The 18,379-nt window shown below is 66.9% G+C and carries 2 protein-coding genes; both read right to left on the bottom strand.

Translation table 11 applies throughout. The annotated features are described in order from the left end of the window. Positions 1 to 50: 50 nt before the first annotated feature. Positions 51 to 8,696, bottom strand: coding sequence for a non-ribosomal peptide synthetase (locus tag C3F42_RS28605; RefSeq protein ID WP_104445219.1), 8,646 nt, complete (start codon positions 8,694 to 8,696; stop codon positions 51 to 53). 1 nt (position 8,697) lies between these two features. Next, entirely contained in the window at positions 8,698 to 18,369 is a 9,672-nt protein-coding gene (locus tag C3F42_RS28600; protein ID WP_104445218.1) for a non-ribosomal peptide synthetase, read from the bottom strand. Between the last annotated feature and the right edge of the window lie 10 nt (positions 18,370 to 18,379).

Raw genomic sequence — 18,379 nt, 5'->3', positions numbered from 1 at the left:
CAGCAATGCCGGGACCACAGTGCGGTCCCGGCTCGCTGCGACAGCAACCCTTACGCCTTGTCGGCAAGCCGCTGCACCAGCCCGTCGATGAACGCGACGGCGTTGATCACACCCTCATGCCCATCGGCGATCACCGTCGAACTGGCCAGCCCGTTGACCGAAGCCTGGGCCAGCAGCCCCGCCTCGCCCAGGCGTACCCGCTCGGCGCTGCGGCTTTCACTGGCCCACCAGCAGTCCACCTGAACCACCAGCGGGCGCAGGCGGAATGCCTGGCTCAGTTCGGCGTTGCGGTCGAGCACGGCGAAGCCATCGACGATCTCCCGCTGCAAGTGCACATCCTCGTGGATGCTGCGCAGGCGTTCGGCGCTGACATTCCCCGCGGCGGCCACCTGCGCGATGACCCACTCGGTCCTGTCGACCTCGGCCGGCAGACGCTCGGCCTCGTCGATGAAGCCAGCGATCCGCGCCTCGCCGACGCCCGGCGCAAAGGCCAGCAGGCCACGCAGCAGGCTCTCGTCCGCCCGCGCCACCTGCACCACCTCGACGGGCTCGGCGTCGAGACCGGATACCTCCTGCGGCAGCTGGGTGTCGACCAGGCCGACGAAACCGACCTGCTGGCCGGCCTGCTCCAGGGCGTGAGCCACCTCCAGCGCCAGGGCGCCACCCATGGACCAACCCAGCAGATGGTACGGGCCGCTGGCCTGGGTACGGCGGATCTGCTCGACGTAGTAGCCGACCATCGCCGCCCAGGATTCGTCCACCCAGCCCGGCTCGGCATAGCAGCGGTTGACCAGGCCATACACCGGGCGCTCATCGGCCAGGCGGCTGGCCAGCGGGTAGTAGGCGTAGGCACCGCCGCCACCCGGCGGCAGGCAGAACAGCGCCGGACGCTGGCGCTGGCAGCCGTTGAGGTTGATTACCGGCGATTTCAGGCGATCCTTGCCGCCGCCGATGAAGTTGGCGAGTTTATCGAAGCTGGCCATCAACATGAACTCATGCAGGCTGATGTTGACAGCGAAGGCTTCGCGCACCTTGTTCACCAGGGTGATCACCAGCAGCGAATGGCCGCCGAGCTCGAAGAAGTTGTCGTGCAGGCCGACCTGCTCGACCTTCAGCACCTCGCTCCAGATCGCCGCCAGTTGCTGCTCCAGCGCCGTACGTGGGGCCACGTAGCCCTGTCGCAGTTGGCTGGCATCCGGCTTCGGCAGGGCCTTGCGGTCCAGCTTGCCGTTGGCGGTCAGCGGCCACTGGTCCAAGACCAGGAAGTGCGTCGGCACCATGTAGTCCGGCAGGTTGGCTTTGAGGTGCTGTTTCAGCGTGTCGCGCAGGGTTGCGTGATCGGCAGCTGGATCTTGAGCGATCAGGTAGGCCGCCAGTTGCTTGCCCCCTGCCCCGTCGATATCCAGCACCAGCACTTCGCGCACCGCCGCATGCTCTTGCAGGCGCGCTTCGATCTCGCCCAGTTCGATACGGAAGCCACGGATCTTCACCTGGTGGTCGATCCGCCCCACGTACTCGATCACGCCCTGTTCGCGGTAACGCGCCAGGTCGCCGGTGCGGTACAGGCGTCCGCCTTCGCTGGAGAACGGGTCCGGCACGAAGCGTTCGGCGGTCAGCGAGGCGCGGTTGTGATAACCGCGTGCCAAGCCGGCGTGGCCGACATGCAGCTCGCCGGTGCAGCCCTTGGCCACCGGATTGAAATCGGCGTCCAGCACGTACATTGACAGGTCCGGAATCGCCGCGCCGATCGGGCTGCCCGCCTGTTGCGTGTCGGCAAAGCGGATCGGCCGGTAGGTTACGTGCACCGTGGTCTCGGTGATGCCGTACATGTTGATCAGGTTGTCGCAATCCTCGCCGAAGCGCTCGAACCACGGTTGCAACGCGGCCACATCCAAGGCTTCACCACCGAAGATCACGTAGCGCAGCGAAAGGTCGGATGCACTGTCACGGGCCACGCGCATCAGCGGCTTGAACGCCGACGGGGTCTGGTTCAGCACGGTCACGCCCTGCTCCACCAGCAACTGGTGGAAGTCCTCCGGCGAGCGGGTCACCTCACGCGGCACGATCACCAGACGACCGCCATGCAGCAGCGCACCGAAGATCTCCCACACCGAGAAGTCGAAGGCGTACGAGTGGAACAGCGTCCACACATCCTGCGGGCCGAAACCGAACCAGGCATCGGTGGCCTTGAACAGGCGCAGCAGGTTGTGGTGTGGCAGCAAGGTGCCTTTTGGCTTGCCGGTCGAGCCCGAGGTGTAGATCACATAGGCCAGGTTGTCCGGCTGGATCAGGTGCTCGGGGTTTTCGTCGCTATAGCCGGTCAGATCATCTTCGAGAGACAGGCTGCGCACGTGCGCCGGCACCGGCAGCCCGGCCAGCAGATGGCCTTGAGTCAGCAGCAACTGAATGCCGCTGTCCTCCATCATGTAGCTCAGGCGATCCTGCGGGTACTCCGGATCCAGCGGCACATAGGCGCCCCCGGCCTTGAGGATCGCCAGCAGGCCGACGATCATCTCGAAACCGCGCTCCACGGCGATGCCCACCAGCACATCCGGCCCCACGCCCTGTGCCCGCAGCTTGTGCGCCAGGCGGTTGGCGCGTCGGTTGAGCTGGTCGTAGCTCAGCGCCTGGCCGGCGAAGGTCACGGCGATCGCTTCAGGCGTGCGCGCCGCCTGCTGCTCGATCAGCACGTGAGCGCAGGCCGAACTCGGATAGCTGTCAATGACCTGTAGCGGCGCTGTGCTCAGCACCAGCTCACCCAAAGCCCGCTGCGACGAGTCCGCCAACCCTTCCAGCAGTTCGACGAAATGTGCCGCAATCTGCCCGACAGCCGATCCGGCATAGCTGGCGCGGTCGAACTTGAAGCTGGCCGACAGTTTTTCGCCCACCTGGGCCACCAGCGTCAGCGGATAGTTGGTCTGCTCCTGGCTGGCCACCTCGCCGAACACCAGCCCCTGGGGAGCGCCTTGCTGCAGCGCCTCCGACACCGGGTAGTTCTCGAACACCAGGATATTGTCGAACAGCGCCTCGCCGCTCCAGCCGGCCCAGCGCTGGATCTCGTACAGTGGCGTGTGCTCGTGCTCGCGCAGGGCCAGGTTCAGCCCTTGCACGTGCTGTACCCAGTCGCCCACGGTCTGTTCCGGGCGCGGGCTGGCGACCACCGGCAAGGTGTTGATGAACAGCCCCAGCTGCTCCTCGACGCCCGCGAGCTCCGCCGGGCGGCCGGCCACGGTGGCGCCGAAGGTCACGCAGGCCTGCCCGGTGTAGCGCTGCAACAGCAACAGCCACGCGGCCTGAACCAGGGTGTTGAGGGTGATCCGCTGGTCCCGGGCAAACTCGCCCAGGCGCTGGGTACGCTGTGCATCCAGGCTGATCTGATGCTCGGCCTGCCCGTGGCCCTGGGCTTCGGACCTGAAGGCCTGGGCCAGCCGCGTAGGCTCGTCCAGTTCCGCCGTACGCTCGCGCCAGAAGCGCTCGCTGGCGGCCTGGTCCTGGCGCTGCAGCCATTGGATATAGTCGCGGTAACGGCTGTTCTTGCCTGCCGGGGTGACACCGGCGTAACGCTGCAGCACCTCGCCGAACAGGCGCGAGCTGCTCCAGCCATCGAGCAGGATATGGTGGTTGGTCAGCACCAGCTGGTACTGCTGTTCGGCGCTGCGGATCACCGCCAGGCGCAGCAGCGGACCGCTGGCCAGGTCGAAACCGCCACGCAGGTCGGCCTCGGCCCATTCCTGCAACGCCCGCGGCAGGTCGGCCTGATCACGCCAGTCGAGCTCGACCAGCGGCAGCCGCGCCTGGCGCTGCACCACTTGCAGTGACTGGTCGTAGCCACTGAAGAAACTGCTGCGCAGCACTTCGTGGTTGTCCACGGTGGCCTGCAAGGCCGCGATGAAGCGCGGTACGTCCAGCCCCTGCACTTCGACGCGTGTCTGGTTGATGTAGTTGCCCGCCTCCTGCTGGTACAGGCTGTGGAACAGCATGCCCTGCTGCATCGGCGACAGCGGGTAGACGTCTTCGATGTTACCCGCCGCCACCGGCAGCGCCTCCATCTGACGCTGGTCGAGGTTGGCCAGCGGGAAGTCCGAAGGCGTCACACCCGCCACGCCCGGAGTGGTGCAGTGGCCGATCAACAGGCGCAACTCCTCAGCGTACTCGGCGGCCAGGCGCTGGATCTGCCCACGTTCGAACACGGCGCCGCTGAAGCTCCAGTCCAGCGCCAGTTCACCGGAGTAGACCTGGCCATCGATGCTCAGCAGGCTGCCCAGCGGCGCCTCCGGGCTTTGCCCCTGCCCCGCGCCTTCCGGCGCCGGGGTGAACAACCCTTGTTCGCTATCGAAGCTGCCGTCGAATTGCCCCAGGTAGTTGAACACGATGCTGCCCTGGGCCAGGGCGGCGAGGGTTTCGCGGGCCTGCGCGTCACCCAGGTAACGCAGTACACCGTAGCCAATGCCCTTGGCCGGCACGGCGCGCAGTTGCTCCTTGACCGCCATCAGCGACGCACCCAGGTCATCGGCGGGGGTCAGCTTCAACGGGTACAGGCTGCTGAACCAGCCGACCGTGCGGGTGATGTCGAGGTCATCGAACAGGTCTTCGCGGCCATGGCCTTCCAGGCGGATCAGCGCGTGCGCCTCGCCGGTCCAGCGGCGGATCACCCGCGCCAGCGCCGTCAGCAGCAGGTCGTTGACCTGGGTACGGTAGGCGGCCGGCGCCTCCTGCAGCAGTTGCCGGGTCAGTTCGGCGTTCAGGTGGGTGCGCACCGAGATTTCATGCTTGCGCTGCTGGCCACCCTGCAGGTTCGCCCCAGGCAGGACGTCGCTGACACCCTGTAACTGCGCTTGCCAGTAGGCCAGCTCGGCCACCAGCGCGGGGCTGCGGGCCTGCTCGCGCAGGTGCTCGGCCCAGGCCTTGAGCGAACTGCTCTTGGCCGGCAGCACCGGCGCCTTGCCGGCCAGCAGTGCCTGGCAGGCCAGTTGCAGGTCTTCGAGCAGGACGCGCCAGGACACACCATCGACCACCAGGTGGTGGATCACCACCAGCAGGCGCTGTTGCCCCTCGGGCAGGTCGATCAGCACCACGCGCAGCAGCGGGCCATTCTTCAGGTCCAGGCTACGCTGGGCCTCGTCGGCCAGTTCCGGCAGGCGCGCGGCATCGTCCAGCTGATGTACCCACAGCAACTGCTGCGCGTCGACCGGCGCGAACTGGCCTTGCCACTGGCCCTGGTCCTCGCTGAACCGCAGGCGCAGGGCGTCGTGCTGTTCCACCAGCAGCTTGAGCGCAGGTTGCAGCAAGGCCACCGTCAACGGCTGGCGCGGAGTCAGCAGCACCGCCTGGTTCCAGTGGTGGCGCTGGGGAATCGCGCTGTCGAAGAACCGCGCCTGGATCGGCAGTAGCGGCAGGTTGCCGCTGACCTGCTCGACCACCTCGGCCGCCGGCTTCTTCTCGATCAGCTTGGCCACCGCCGCCAGTTGGCCGATGGTCTGCTTCTCGAACAGCTGCTTGGGGCTCAGCTTGATGCCCTGGCGCTTGGCGCGGGCAATGATCTGCAGGCTGAGGATCGAGTCGCCGCCCAACTCGAAGAAGTTGTCGGTGCTGCCCACTTGCTCACGCTTGAGCACCTCGCACCAGATCGCCGCGAGTTTCTCTTCGATTTCACCCACCGGCGCGACAAAGCGCTGCTTGGCCACCACCCCGGGTCTGGGCAGGGCACGCTTGTCCAGCTTGCCATTGGCGGTCAGCGGCAGGCGTTCGAGCAGCAGCACCTGCGCCGGCACCAGGTACTCTGGCAAGCGCTCCAGCAAGGCCTGACGCAGGGCCTCGGCCTGCAGCTCGACACCCGCCGCCGGTACGGCCCAGGCCACCAGTTGCAGGCGCGTAGGGTCGCTGTCCAGGGGCAGTGCCAGCACCACGGCCTCGGCCACGCCGGGAAGGCCTTGCAGTACCTGGCCGACCTCGCCCGGCTCGACCCGGTAACCACGGATCTTCACCTGGTCATCGCCACGGCCCAGGTACTCCAGCACACCCTGGTCCAGGCGTGCGCGGTCACCGGCACGGTACAGCCGCTGGCCGTTGTCACCGAACGGATCGGGGACGAAGCGCTCGGCGGTCAGGCCCGGCTGGCCGACATAACCCTGGGCCAGGCCCTGCCCGCCCAGGTACAGCTCGCCGGCCACGCGCTCGGGCAGCGGATTGAGGTAGGCGTCCAGCACCCGCGCCTGGCCGTTGTCCAGCGGCCGGCCGACCGGCACGCTGCGCCAGCCGGGCAGGCGCGCGCCGACTTCGTGGGTGAGGATGCCCACGGTGGTTTCGGTCGGGCCGTAGTGGTTGATGATCCGGCAGCCGGGCTTCAGGCGGCGGATCTGCTCGATCAGCGCCCAGGAACTGGCCTCGCCACCAAGGATCAGCAGTTGCTCGGGCAGCACGCGCTCCGGCTGCGCGGCCTGCAACAGGCCCTGCAGGTGGCTCGGCACGATCTTCAGCACATCGACGCGGTGCTCGGCCATGTAGCTGGCGAAGGCATCCGGATCGAAACCCTGGTCGTGGCCCAGCAAGTGCAGCAGCCGGCCCGAGGCCAGCGCGCCGAACAGCACGGTATGGCCAAGGTCGGCGGCCACCGTGGAAACCATCGCCAGGCTGGCGCCGGGCTGCAGGTCGAGGCGTTGCAGCACGCCCTGGAGGTAGTTGGCCAGCGCCCCGTGGCTGACCACCACGCCCTTGGGCTGCCCGGTGGAACCCGAGGTATAGATGATGTAGGCCGCCTGCTGCGGCAAGACACGCACCGCCGGTGGCTGGTCGTCGCAGTCGCCATACAACGAAGCGTCATAAGCCACGGCGCGGCACACGCCCAGCCCCGCCGCCTGGGCGTCGCCCTGGGCATGCACCAGAAGCTGCGCGGCGCTGGCCTGCAGCAACTGCTGCAGACGCTCGGCCGGCTGGCGGCTGTCCAGCGGTAGGTACACCGCGCCCAGCTTTAGCACCGCCAGCAGGCTGGTCACCCACTCGATGGAGCGCTCCTGGCACAGCGCCACGGTCATGCCCGGGGCGATACCCTGCGCCTTGAGGTAATGCGCGAAACGGTTGGCCTGCTGCTCCAGCTCGGCGTAGGTGAGCGTGCGATCCCCAGCTCGCAATGCCGGCTGCCCACCCCCGGCTTGCAGTCCCTGACGCCACAGGGCGAGGAAGTCCTGCTGCGGCCAGTCTTGGGCAGCGGTTTCGACCTGCTCAGCCTGGGCGTCCGGGTAATCGAGCAACGCTGCGTCGGGGTGCTCGACAAGCGTACGCAACACGGCCTGGAACGAAGCGGCCATGCGCTCGATGGTCGCGGCTTCGAACAGGTCGGTGCTGTAGGTGAAGTAGCCTTGCAGGCCGTCGGGGGTCTCGGTGAAGTCGTAGGCCAGGTCGAAGCGCGCATCGCTGCCCTCGACCGAAAAACCGCTGACACTCAGCTCACCCAGCGTCTGGCGGGCCTGGGCGCCGCCCTCGGTATCGGCCATGTTCTGGTTGATCTTCACCTGGAACAGCGGGTTGTGGCCCAGGTTGCGCTCCGGCGCCAATGCGTCGACCAGGTGCTCGAACGGCAGTTCTTGATGCGATTGCGCGCCACTGACCACCTGCTTCACCTGTTCCAGTAGCGCCTCGCCGCTGTGGCGCTCGTCCACCTGCACCCGCAGCACCTGGGTGTTGATGAAGAAGCCGATCAGGCCTTCGACTTCCTTGCGGTTGCGCCCGGCGTTGGGCGCGCCGATGCGGATGTCGGCCTGGCCGCTGTAGCGCGACAGGGTCACGGCCAGCGCCGCCAGGGTCAGCATGAACACGGTCTGGCCCTGGCTACGCGCCTGGGCCTTGAGCTGCGCCGACAGCGCCACCGGCACATCGCTGCGCAAGGTCGCGCCACGGTAGCTGGGGTGCGCCGGACGCTCGTGGTCCAGCGGCAGGTCCAGTACCGGGTGTTCATCGCCCAACTGCTGCTTCCAGTACTGCAACTGGCGCTCGCCCTCGCCGGCCTCCAGCCAGGCGCGTTGCCAAATTGCGTAGTCGGCGTATTGCACCTCCAGCGGCGGCAGGTTGGCGTCACGCCCTTGCGACAGGGCCTCGTACAGGTGCACGAACTCCTGCACCATCAGCTCGCCCGACCAGCCGTCGGAGACGATATGGTGCATACATACCGTCAGCACGTGCTCGGTCGGTGCCAGGCGCAACAGCCGGACCCGCAGCAGCGGGCCTTCGAGCAGGTCGAACGGCGCATCCAGCGCCTCGCGCACCGCAGTACGCAGGCACTGCTCGATATCCTCGCCCGGCCCGGCCTGCACCTCGCGCACCTCCAGGCCGACGCCCGATTGTTCGAGAACCTGCTGGTGGAACTCGCCCTGCTCGGAGACAAAGCGCGTGCGCAGGCTCTCATGGCGCCGCACCAGCGCATCCAGGGCCTGGGCCAAGGCCTGCTGGTTCAGCGAACCGCTCAGGCGCACCGCCATCGGCACGTTGTAGAAGCTGCTGTGCGGCTCCAGCTGCCAGAGGAACAGCATGCGCTGCTGGGCATAGGACAGCGGGATGCGCGGGCTGTCGTGACGGGTCACGGCGATGGGCAGCAAGCGAAAGCTCTGCCCGGTCTCGCGCATCTTGTCGAGGATCTGCCGACGCTGCTCCAGGGCAAGGCCGACAAAGCGCTTGGCGATACGTTCTGCTGTGCTCTTGTCCATCTCAGACGCCCGCCATTTCATTCATCATTCTTTCGATATCGGACAAGCCGTCCTCGCTCAACGACAAGCCGGTGCTGGCACAAGCCTGGGCAAAATCATTCAATTGCGGTTTCTCGAATAGCAGGCGCAGGGGGATGTCGATGCCCAGGCCCGAGTTGATCTTGGAAATCAGCTGGGCCGCCAGCAGCGAGTGCCCGCCCAGCTCGAAGAAGTCATCGCCCAGGCCCACACGCTCGACCTGCAGCACCTCGGCCCAGAGCGCCGCCAACTGCTGCTCCAGTTCACTGACCGGGGCCACGTAGGCCGGCTGCGACTGGCGAGTATCGGGGGCCGGCAGCGCCTTGCGGTCGAGCTTGCCGTTGGGCAGCAGCGGCATGCGTTCGAGCAGCACCAGGTACATCGGCACCATGTAGTCCGGCAGGCTGGCGCCCAAGTGCGCCTTCAGCTCGGCGCGCAGGCCGTCCTCGGCCTCGGGCATGGCGTTGGGCACCAGGTAGGCCGCCAGTTGCTTGCCGCCCGGGCCATCGATATCGACCACCAGCACTTCGCGCACCGCCGGGTGCTCGCGCAGGCGCGCCTCGATCTCGCCCAGCTCGATACGGAAGCCGCGGATCTTCACCTGATGGTCGATACGCCCGGCGTACTCGACCACGCCGTGCTCGCGATAGCGCGCCAGGTCGCCGGTGCGGTACAGGCGCCCGCCCGGCGTCGTCGCGAACGGGTCGGGGATGAAGCGTTCGGCGGTCAGCCCCGGACGATTGTGATAGCCGCGGGCGAGCAGCTCGCCACCGACCAGCAGTTCACCGATGGCGCCCGGCAGGGCCAGGTCGGCATCGGCGTCCACCAGGTGGATCGAGCGACCGCCCAGGGCCTTGCCGATCGGGATCTGCACCGGCAGGGGTTGCTCGCCGGTGACATAGGCGCTGCAGTCGTGGCTCATGACGCTGACGGTGGCCTCGGTCGGCCCGTAGGTATTGAGCAGGCGCACATGGCCGAGCCCGGCCTGTTGCCAGGCCAGCACGCCATCGGCGGCCATGGCCTCGCCGCCCATGTGGATGCGCCGCAGCGAACCATAGTCGCGCGGGCCTTTGGCCGCGAAGTCCTTGGCCAACAGGTACCAGTAGGCGGTTGGCAGGTCGGCGAAGGTGATGCCCTGGGTCACCACTTCACGGTAGAAGGTCTCGCTGTCCCACAGCGTCGGGCCGCGCAGCACCACGCTGGCGCCGCAGATCAGCGCCGGGTAGAGCTGCTCGACGAAGGCGTCGAAGTTGAAGGTGGAGAACTGCAGCACCCGGTCGGCCGCCGACAGGCCGCAGAAACCCTGGGCGACATGGGCATGGCGGCTCAGGGCCGCAGCGCTGATGCCGACGCCCTTGGGGCGCCCGGTGGAACCGGAGGTGTACATGATGTACGCCAGGTTGTCGGGGTCGCCCAGCGCCGGCAGCGCATGGCTCGGCCAGGCATCGAGCGACTCGCTGTCCAGGCACAGGCTGCGCACCTGCGGTGCCATGGCCAGGTCTTGCAGTTGGGCGCTGTGGCCGAGCAACAGGGCGATGCCGCTGTCCTCCATCATGTAGGCCAGGCGCTCGTGCGGGTAGTCGGGGTCCAGCGGCACATAGGCGCCGCCGGCCTTGAGCACGCCCAGCAGGCCGACCACCATGTCCAGACTGCGCGGCAGGGCGATGCCCACGCGCACGTCCGGGCCGATGCCCGCCTCGCGCAGGCGATGGGCCAGCTGGTTGGCGCGCAGGTCCAGGGCCTGGTAGGTGAGCTGCTGCCCTTCGCAGATCAGCGCCGTGGCGTGCGGGGTACGCGCGGCCTGGTCGGCGATCAGCTGCTGCACGGTGCGCAGGTCAGGGTAGATCCCCTCGTGCCGGCTCCACTGCCCGAGGATGACCTGGCGCTGCGCCTCATCGAGCAGCGGCAACTCGACGATCCGCTGGGCAGGCTGGGTGCTGACTGCCTGCAACAGGTTGAGCCAGTGCGCGGCCATGCGCTCGATGGTGGCATGCTCGAACAGGTCGCTGACGTAGGTCAGGGTCGCGCCGAGGCCGTCTTCGCTTTCGAAAGTATCCAGGGCCAGGTCGAGGTGCGCCGTGGGGTTGCCCCAGCTCAGGCCTTCGATGCTCAGCCCAGGCAGTTCGCGCCCCTGGTCCGAGCGTTGGGCCTGGTGGTTGAACATCACCTGGAACAGCGGGTTGTGGCTCAGGCTGCGCTCCGGCTGCAGCGCTTCGACCAGTTGCTCGAACGGCAGGTCCTGGTGCGCCTGGGCCTGCAAGGCGGCGTGCTTGACCTGTTGCAGCAACGCGCTGAAGGTCGTGTGCAGCTCGAACTGCGCCTTGAGCACCTGGGTGTTGACGAAGAAGCCGATCAAGCCTTCGGTCTCGGCCCGGGTGCGGTTGGCGATCGGCACGCCGACACGGATGTCGGCCTGCCCGGTCTGGCGGTGCAGCAAGCTCTGGAACGAAGCCAGCAGCAGCATGAACAGCGTCACCCCTTGCTGGCGCGCCTGCGCCTTCAAAGCCTGGACCAGCGGCGCCGGTACCTCGATGGCGAGGCTGCGACCGGCGTGGCTTTGCACAGTGGGCCGTGGATGATCGGTGGGCAGTTGCAACACATAGTGCTCGCCGCCCAGCTGTGCCAGCCAGTAGTCCAGCTGGCGGGCCTGCTCGCCGGCCTCCATCCACTGGCGCTGCCAGACGGCATAGTCCGCGTACTGCACTGGCAAGGCCGGCTGTTCGGGTTGCCGGCCCTGGCTCAAGGCCAGGTAGGCGTCGACCACTTCATCGACCATGATCGGCATCGACCAGCCATCGGCGACGATATGATGCAGGGTCAGCACCAGCACGTGATCGTCCTCGGCCAGGCGCAGCAGGCGTACTCGCAACAGCGGCCCCTGGGTCAGGTCGAACGGGCGCTGGATCTCCCGAGCCACGCGCTCGCGGACTGCCTCGGTGGAGGTGTCCTGCAGCGATTCCATGACCAGGGTGAACGTCGCGGGCGCGTGGATACGCTGCTGCGCCTCGCCACCTTGCTGATCGAAGGTGGTGCGCAGGCTCTCATGGCGAGCGATCAGGCTCTCGAAGGCCTGACGCAACGCCTCGGGGTTCAGTCGCCCCTTCAGTTGCAGGGCTGCAGGGATGTGGTAGGCGGCGCTATCCGGCTCCAGTTGCCAGAGGAACCACTGGCGTTGCTGGGCGTAGGACAGCACCAGCGGCTGGTTGCGGTCCGCCACGGTAATGGCGGGGGCCTGGCTGGCCGCACCCTCGCCTGCGGCCTGGGCGAAGGCCTGCAGGTCGGCGGATTCGAACAGGCTGCGCAGCGGGACTTCCAGATCCAGGCGCTGGCGGATGCGCGAGGTCACTTGGGTAGCCAGCAACGAGTGGCCGCCGAGCTCGAAGAAGTTATCGTACAGGCCGACCTGCTCGACCTTCAGCACCTCGGACCAGATCGCCGCCAGTTGCTGCTCCAGCGCCGTGCTCGGGGCCACGTAGCCCTGTTGCAGCTGGCTGGCGTCCGGCTTCGGCAACGCCTTGCGGTCCAGCTTGCCGTTGGCGGTCAGTGGCCACTGGTCCAAGACCAGCAAGTGCGTCGGCACCATGTAGTCCGGCAGGTCGGCTTTGAGGTGCTGTTTCAGCGTGTCGCGCAGGGTTGCGTGATCGGCAGCTGGATCTTGAGCGATCAGGTAGGCCGCCAGTTGCTTGCCCCCTGCCCCGTCGATATCCAGCACCAGCACTTCGCGCACCGCCGCATGTTCTTGCAGGCGCGCTTCGATCTCGCCCAGTTCGATACGGAAGCCACGGATCTTCACCTGGTGGTCGATCCGGCCCACGTACTCGATCACGCCCTGTTCGCGGTAACGCGCCAGGTCGCCGGTGCGGTACAGGCGCCCGCCTTCGCTGGAGAACGGGTCCGGCACGAAGCGTTCGGCGGTCAGCGAGGCACGGTTGTGGTAACCCCTTGCCAAGCCGGCATGGCCGACATGCAGCTCGCCCGTGCAGCCCTTGGCCACCGGATTGAAATCGGCGTCCAGCACGTACATCGACAGGTCCGGGATCGCCGCACCGATCGGGCTGCCCGCCTGTTGCGTGTCGGCGAAGCGGATCGGCCGGTAGGTCACGTGGACCGTGGTCTCGGTGATGCCGTACATGTTGATCAGGTTGTCGCACTCTTCGCCGAAACGCTCGAACCACGGCTGCAACGCGGCCACATCCAGGGCTTCGCCGCCGAAGATCACGTAGCGCAGCGAAAGGTCGGATGCACTGTCACAGGCCACGCGCATCAGCGGCTTGAACGCCGATGGGGTCTGGTTCAGCACGGTCACGCCCTGCTCCACCAGCAACTGGTGGAAGTCCTCCGGCGAACGGGTCACTTCACGCGGAACGATGACAAGACGGCCACCGTGCAGCAACGCACCGAAAATCTCCCACACCGAGAAGTCGAAGGCGTACGAGTGGAACAGTGTCCACACATCCTGCGGGCCGAAGCCGAACCAGGCATCGGTGGCCTTGAACAGGCGCAGCAGGTTGTGGTGCGGCAGCAGCGTGCCTTTTGGCTTGCCGGTCGAGCCCGAGGTGTAGATCACATAGGCCAGGTTGTCTGGCTGGGTCAGGTGCTCGGGGTTTTCGTCGCTATAGTCGGTCAGATCATCTTCGAGAGACAGGCTGCGCACGTGCGCCGGCACCGGCAGCCCGGCCAGCAGATGGCCTTGAGTCAGCAGCAACTGAATGCCGCTGTCCTCCATCATGTAGCTCAGGCGATCCTGAGGGTACTCCGGATCCAGCGGCACATAGGCGCCCCCGGCCTTGAGGATCGCCAGCAGACCGACGATCATCTCGAAACCACGCTCCACCGCGATGCCCACCAGCACATCCGGCCCCACGCCCTGCGCGCGCAGCTTGTGCGCCAGGCGGTTGGCACGGCGGTTAAGCTGGTCATAGCTCAACGCCTGCCCGGCGAAGGTCACGGCGATCGCTTCAGGCGTGCGCACCGCCTGCTGCTCGATCAGCGCGTGAGCGCACTCGGAGCTTGGGTAACGTTGTACATGCGCTTGCCACTCATCCAACTCGAGCGCATCGAGCAACGGCAACTGCGCCACGCGTTGGGCGCTGTCCTGGCAGATGCCCTGCAACAGATTGCGCCAGTACCCACCCAGACGCTCGGCAGTGGCCGGATCGAACAATGCAGTGGCGTAGGTCAGGATGGCGCTCAACCCCGCGTCGTGCTCGACCGTGTTCAGGACCAGGTCGAACTGGGTGCTGCGGTCTTCCCAACCCAGCCCCTCGATCCGCAGCCCGGCCAGTTCCTGGGCCATGCCGGGGTTTTCCGCCTTGTGGTTGAACAGCACCTGGAACAGTGGGCTGTGGCTCAGGCTGCGCTCGGGCTGCAGCGCCTCGACCAGTTGCTCGAACGGCAGGTCCTGGTGCGCCTGGGCCTGCACGGCGGTGTGCCGGACCTGTTGCAGCAACCCGGCGAAGGTGGTTTGCGGCGCGAACTCAGCCTTGAGCACCTGGGTGTTGACGAAGAAGCCGATCAGGCCCTCGGTCTCGACCCGGTTGCGGTTGGCGACCGGGACGCCGACGCGCACCTGCGATTGACCACTGAGGCGGTGCAACAGTACCTGGAACGAGGCCAGCAACAGCATGAACAGGGTCACGCCCTGTTGCCGTGCGGTGGCTTTCAGCGCCTCGGCGAGTTCCGGCTCCAGGCGGATATCCAGGCGTGCCCCGGCATGACTCAGCTGCAACGGGCGTGGGCGGTCGGCAGGCAACTCCAGCACCGGTTGCTCGTCGCCCAGTTGCTGGCGCCAGTAGTCGAGCTGGCGCGCCTGCTCGCCCGCCGCCATCCACTGGCGCTGCCAGGCGGCATAATCGGCGTACTGGAACGCCAGGGCCGGCAGTTGCGCCTCGGCGCCCTGACGGTACCCGGCATACAGACGCACCACTTCATCGACCATGATCGGCATCGACCAACCATCGGCGACGATATGGTGCAGGGTCAGTACCAGCACATGCTCGTCGGCAGCCAGGCGCAGCAGGCGGGCGCGCAGCAACGGGCCGTGCTCCAGATCGAACGGCTGCGCGGTCTCCTGCGCAACTCGCGCCTGCAGTGCCTCGCTCGCCACCGTCTCGACCGGCAGGTCGAAGTCACCTGCGCCGTGGATGCGTTGCCAGGCCTGTTCACCTTCCTGATGGAAGGTAGTACGCAGGGTTTCGTGGCGGGCGATCAGCGCGGCGAAGCTGCTGCGCAGCGCATCTATATCCAGCTCGCCCTTCAGGCGCAGGGCCGAAGGGATGTTGTAGGCGGCACTGGCCGGCTCCAGCTGCCAGAGGAACCATTGGCGCTGCTGGGCGTAGGACAAGGCCAGCGGCTGGTTGCGGTCCACGACACTGAACGCCGGCGCCTGGCTGGCCGCACCTTGGCCGGCGGCCTGGGCGAAGGCTTGCAGGTCGGCGGACTCGAACAGGCTGCGCAGCGGCACTTCCAGGTCCAAGCGTTGGCGGATTCGCGAGGTCACTTGGGTGGCCAGCAGCGAGTGGCCGCCGAGTTCGAAGAAGTTGTCGTGTAAGCCGACTTGCTCGACCTTGAGCACCTCGCTCCAGATCGCCGCCAGTTGCTGCTCCAGCGCCGTGCGCGGGGCCACGTAGCCCTGTTGCAGCTGGCTGGCGTCCGGCTTGGGCAGGGCCTTGCGGTCCAGCTTGCCGTTGGCGGTCAATGGCCACTGTTCCAAGACCAGGAAGTGCGTCGGCACCATGTAGTCCGGCAGGTTGGCTTTGAGGTGCTGCTTCAGCGTATCGCGCAGGGTTGCGTGATCTGCATTCGCGTCCTGGGCAATCAGGTAGGCGGCCAGTTGCTTGCCCCCTGCCCCGTCGATATCCAGCACCAGCACTTCACGCACGGCGACGTGCTCTTGCAGGCGTGCCTCGATCTCGCCCAGTTCGATTCGGAAACCGCGGATCTTCACCTGGTGGTCGATCCGCCCCACGTACTCGATCACGCCCTGCTCGCGGTAGCGCGCCAGGTCGCCAGTGCGGTACAGGCGCCCGCCTTCGCTGGAGAACGGGTCCGGCACGAAACGTTCGGCAGTCAGCGAGGCACGATTGTGGTAACCCCGCGCCAGGCCGGCATGGCCGACATGCAGTTCACCCGTGCAGCCCTTGGCCACCGGGTTGAAGTCGGCGTCCAGCACGTACATCGACAAGTCCGGGATCGCCGCACCGATCGGGCTGCCCGACTGTTGCGTATCGGCGAAGCGGATCGGCCGATAGGTCACGTGCACCGTGGTTTCGGTGATGCCGTACATGTTGATCAGGTTTTCGCAGTCTTCACCGAAACGCTCGAACCACGGCTGCAGCGCGGCCACGTCCAAAGCTTCGCCGCCGAAGATCACGTAGCGCAGCGAAAGGTCGGACGCACTGTCACAAGCCACGCGCATCAGTGGCTTGAACGCCGACGGGGTCTGGTTCAGCACCGTCACGCCCTGCTCCACCAGCAACTGGTGGAAGTCTTCCGGCGAGCGGGTCACTTCACGCGGCACGATGACAAGACGGCCACCGTGCAGCAGCGCGCCGAAGATCTCCCATACCGAGAAGTCGAAGGCGTACGAGTGGAACAGTGTCCACACGTCCTGCGCACCGAAGCCGAACCAGGCCTCGGTGGCCTTGAACAGGCGCAGCAGGTTGTGGTGCGGCAGCAGCGTGCCTTTTGGCTTGCCGGTCGAGCCCGAGGTGTAGATCACATAGGCCAGGTTGTCTGGCTGGGTCAGGTGCTCGGGGTTTTCGTCGCTATAGTCGGTCAGATCATCTTCGAGAGACAGGCTGCGCACGTGCGCCGGCACCGGCAGCCCGGCCAGCAGATGGCCTTGAGTCATCAGCAACTGAATGCCGCTGTCTTCCATCATGTAGCTCAGGCGATCCTGCGGATACTCCGGATCCAGCGGCACATAGGCGCCGCCGGCCTTGAGGATCGCCAGCAGGCCGACGATCATCTCGAACCCGCGCTCCACCGCGATGCCCACCAGCACATCCGGCCCCACGCCCTGCGCGCGCAGCTTGTGCGCCAGACGGTTGGCACGGCGGTTTAGCTGGTCGTAACTCAGCGCCTGCCCGGCGAAGGTCACGGCGATTGCTTCAGGCGTGCGCGCCGCCTGCTGCTCGATCAGCGCGTGAGCGCACTCGGTGCTCGGGTAGCGCTGCACATCAGCCTTCCACGCCCCCAGCTCTGCCGCATCGAGCAACGGCAACTGCGCCACGCGCTGGGTGTGATCCGCACAGATGCCCTGCAACAGGTTGCGCCAATGCCGGCCGATGCGCTCGACCGTGGCCACATCGAACAGCGAGGTGGCATAGGTGAACGCCGCAATCAGCCCACCCTCGTGCTCGGCCGTGTTGAGGATCAGGTCGAACTGGGTGGTCTGCCCTTCCCAGCTCAAGCCCTCAACCTGCAACCCGCCCAGCTCACGGACCATGCCCGGGCTTTCGGCCTGGTGGTTGAACAGCACCTGGAACAACGGGTTGTGGCTCATGCTGCGCTCGGGCTGCAGCGCCTCGACCAGTTGCTCGAACGGCAGGTCCTGGTGCGCCTGGGCCTGCAGCGAGGTTTCACGCACCTGCTGCAGCAACGCGGCGAAGGTGGTCTGCGGCGCGAACTCGGCCTTGAGCACCTGGGTGTTGACGAAGAAGCCGATCAGCCCTTGGGTTTCGGCACGGGTACGGTTGGCCACCGGCACGCCGACACGGATATCGACCTGCCCGCTGTAGCGGTGCAGCAGGGTCTGGAAGGAGGCCAGCAACAGCATGAACAGGGTCACCCCCTGCTGGCGCGCCAGGGCCTTGAGTCCCTGCGCCAGGGAGGCATCGATATCGATGCCCAGACGTGCGCCCTGGAAGCTCTGCACCGACGGCCGCGGGCGGTCGACAGGCAGCTCCAGCAACGGCTGCTCGCCCGCCAGTTGCTCGCGCCAGTAACCGAGCTGGCGCTCCTGCTCGCCCGCCTCCATCCAGTCGCGCTGCCACAGGGCGTAGTCGGCGTACTGGATCGGCAGCTCGACCAGGGTCACCGGCGAGCCCAGGCGCAAGCCCTCGTACAGGCGGATCAGCTCGTCCACCAGGATCGGCGTGGACCAGCCATCGGAAACGATATGGTGCACGGTCAGGATCAGCACATGCTCTTCAGGCCCCAGCACCAGCAGCCTGACCCGCAGCAACGGACCATGCTCCAGGTCGAACGGCTGCTGCACCTCGGCCTCTACCCGCGCGCGGATGGCTGCCTGCAGATCCGTCGAATCCGCAGGCACGAAGGGCTCCACCGCCAGCGCCACGGGCATTGGCGGATGGACGATCTGCACCGCCCCGTCACCTTCCTGGCGGAAGGTGGTGCGCAGGGTTTCGTGGCGCGCCACCAGGCTGTCGAAGCTGCGCTGCAACGCCTCGACATCCAGCGCGCCCTTGAGCCGCAGCGCCGCCGGGATGTTGTAGGCGGCGCTGTGCGGGTCGAGCTGCCAGAGGAACCACTGGCGCTGCTGTGCATAGGAAAGCGCTGCCCCGTCCGCCGAGTCCCTTCTGAAGATCGGGGTGACCCCGTAGAGGTTGACACCCTGGCGCTTGAGCAAGGCTGCCAATGCCTTGCGCTCCCTGGTGGACAGCGACTTTACGGAGTCGAGCAGCTCTTGCACTTTGAATGTC

This window comes from Pseudomonas sp. PONIH3, from assembly GCF_002934345.1.
GTDB lineage: Bacteria > Pseudomonadota > Gammaproteobacteria > Pseudomonadales > Pseudomonadaceae > Aquipseudomonas > Aquipseudomonas soli.
This window is presented reverse-complemented; position numbering and strand designations above follow the sequence as displayed.

Bases quoted from the DNA above. Each gene is read 5' to 3' on its own strand.
- C3F42_RS28605 (WP_104445219.1), bottom strand. From the start codon at position 8,696: ATGGACAAGAGCACAGCAGAACGTATCGCCAAGCGCTTTGTCGGCCTT.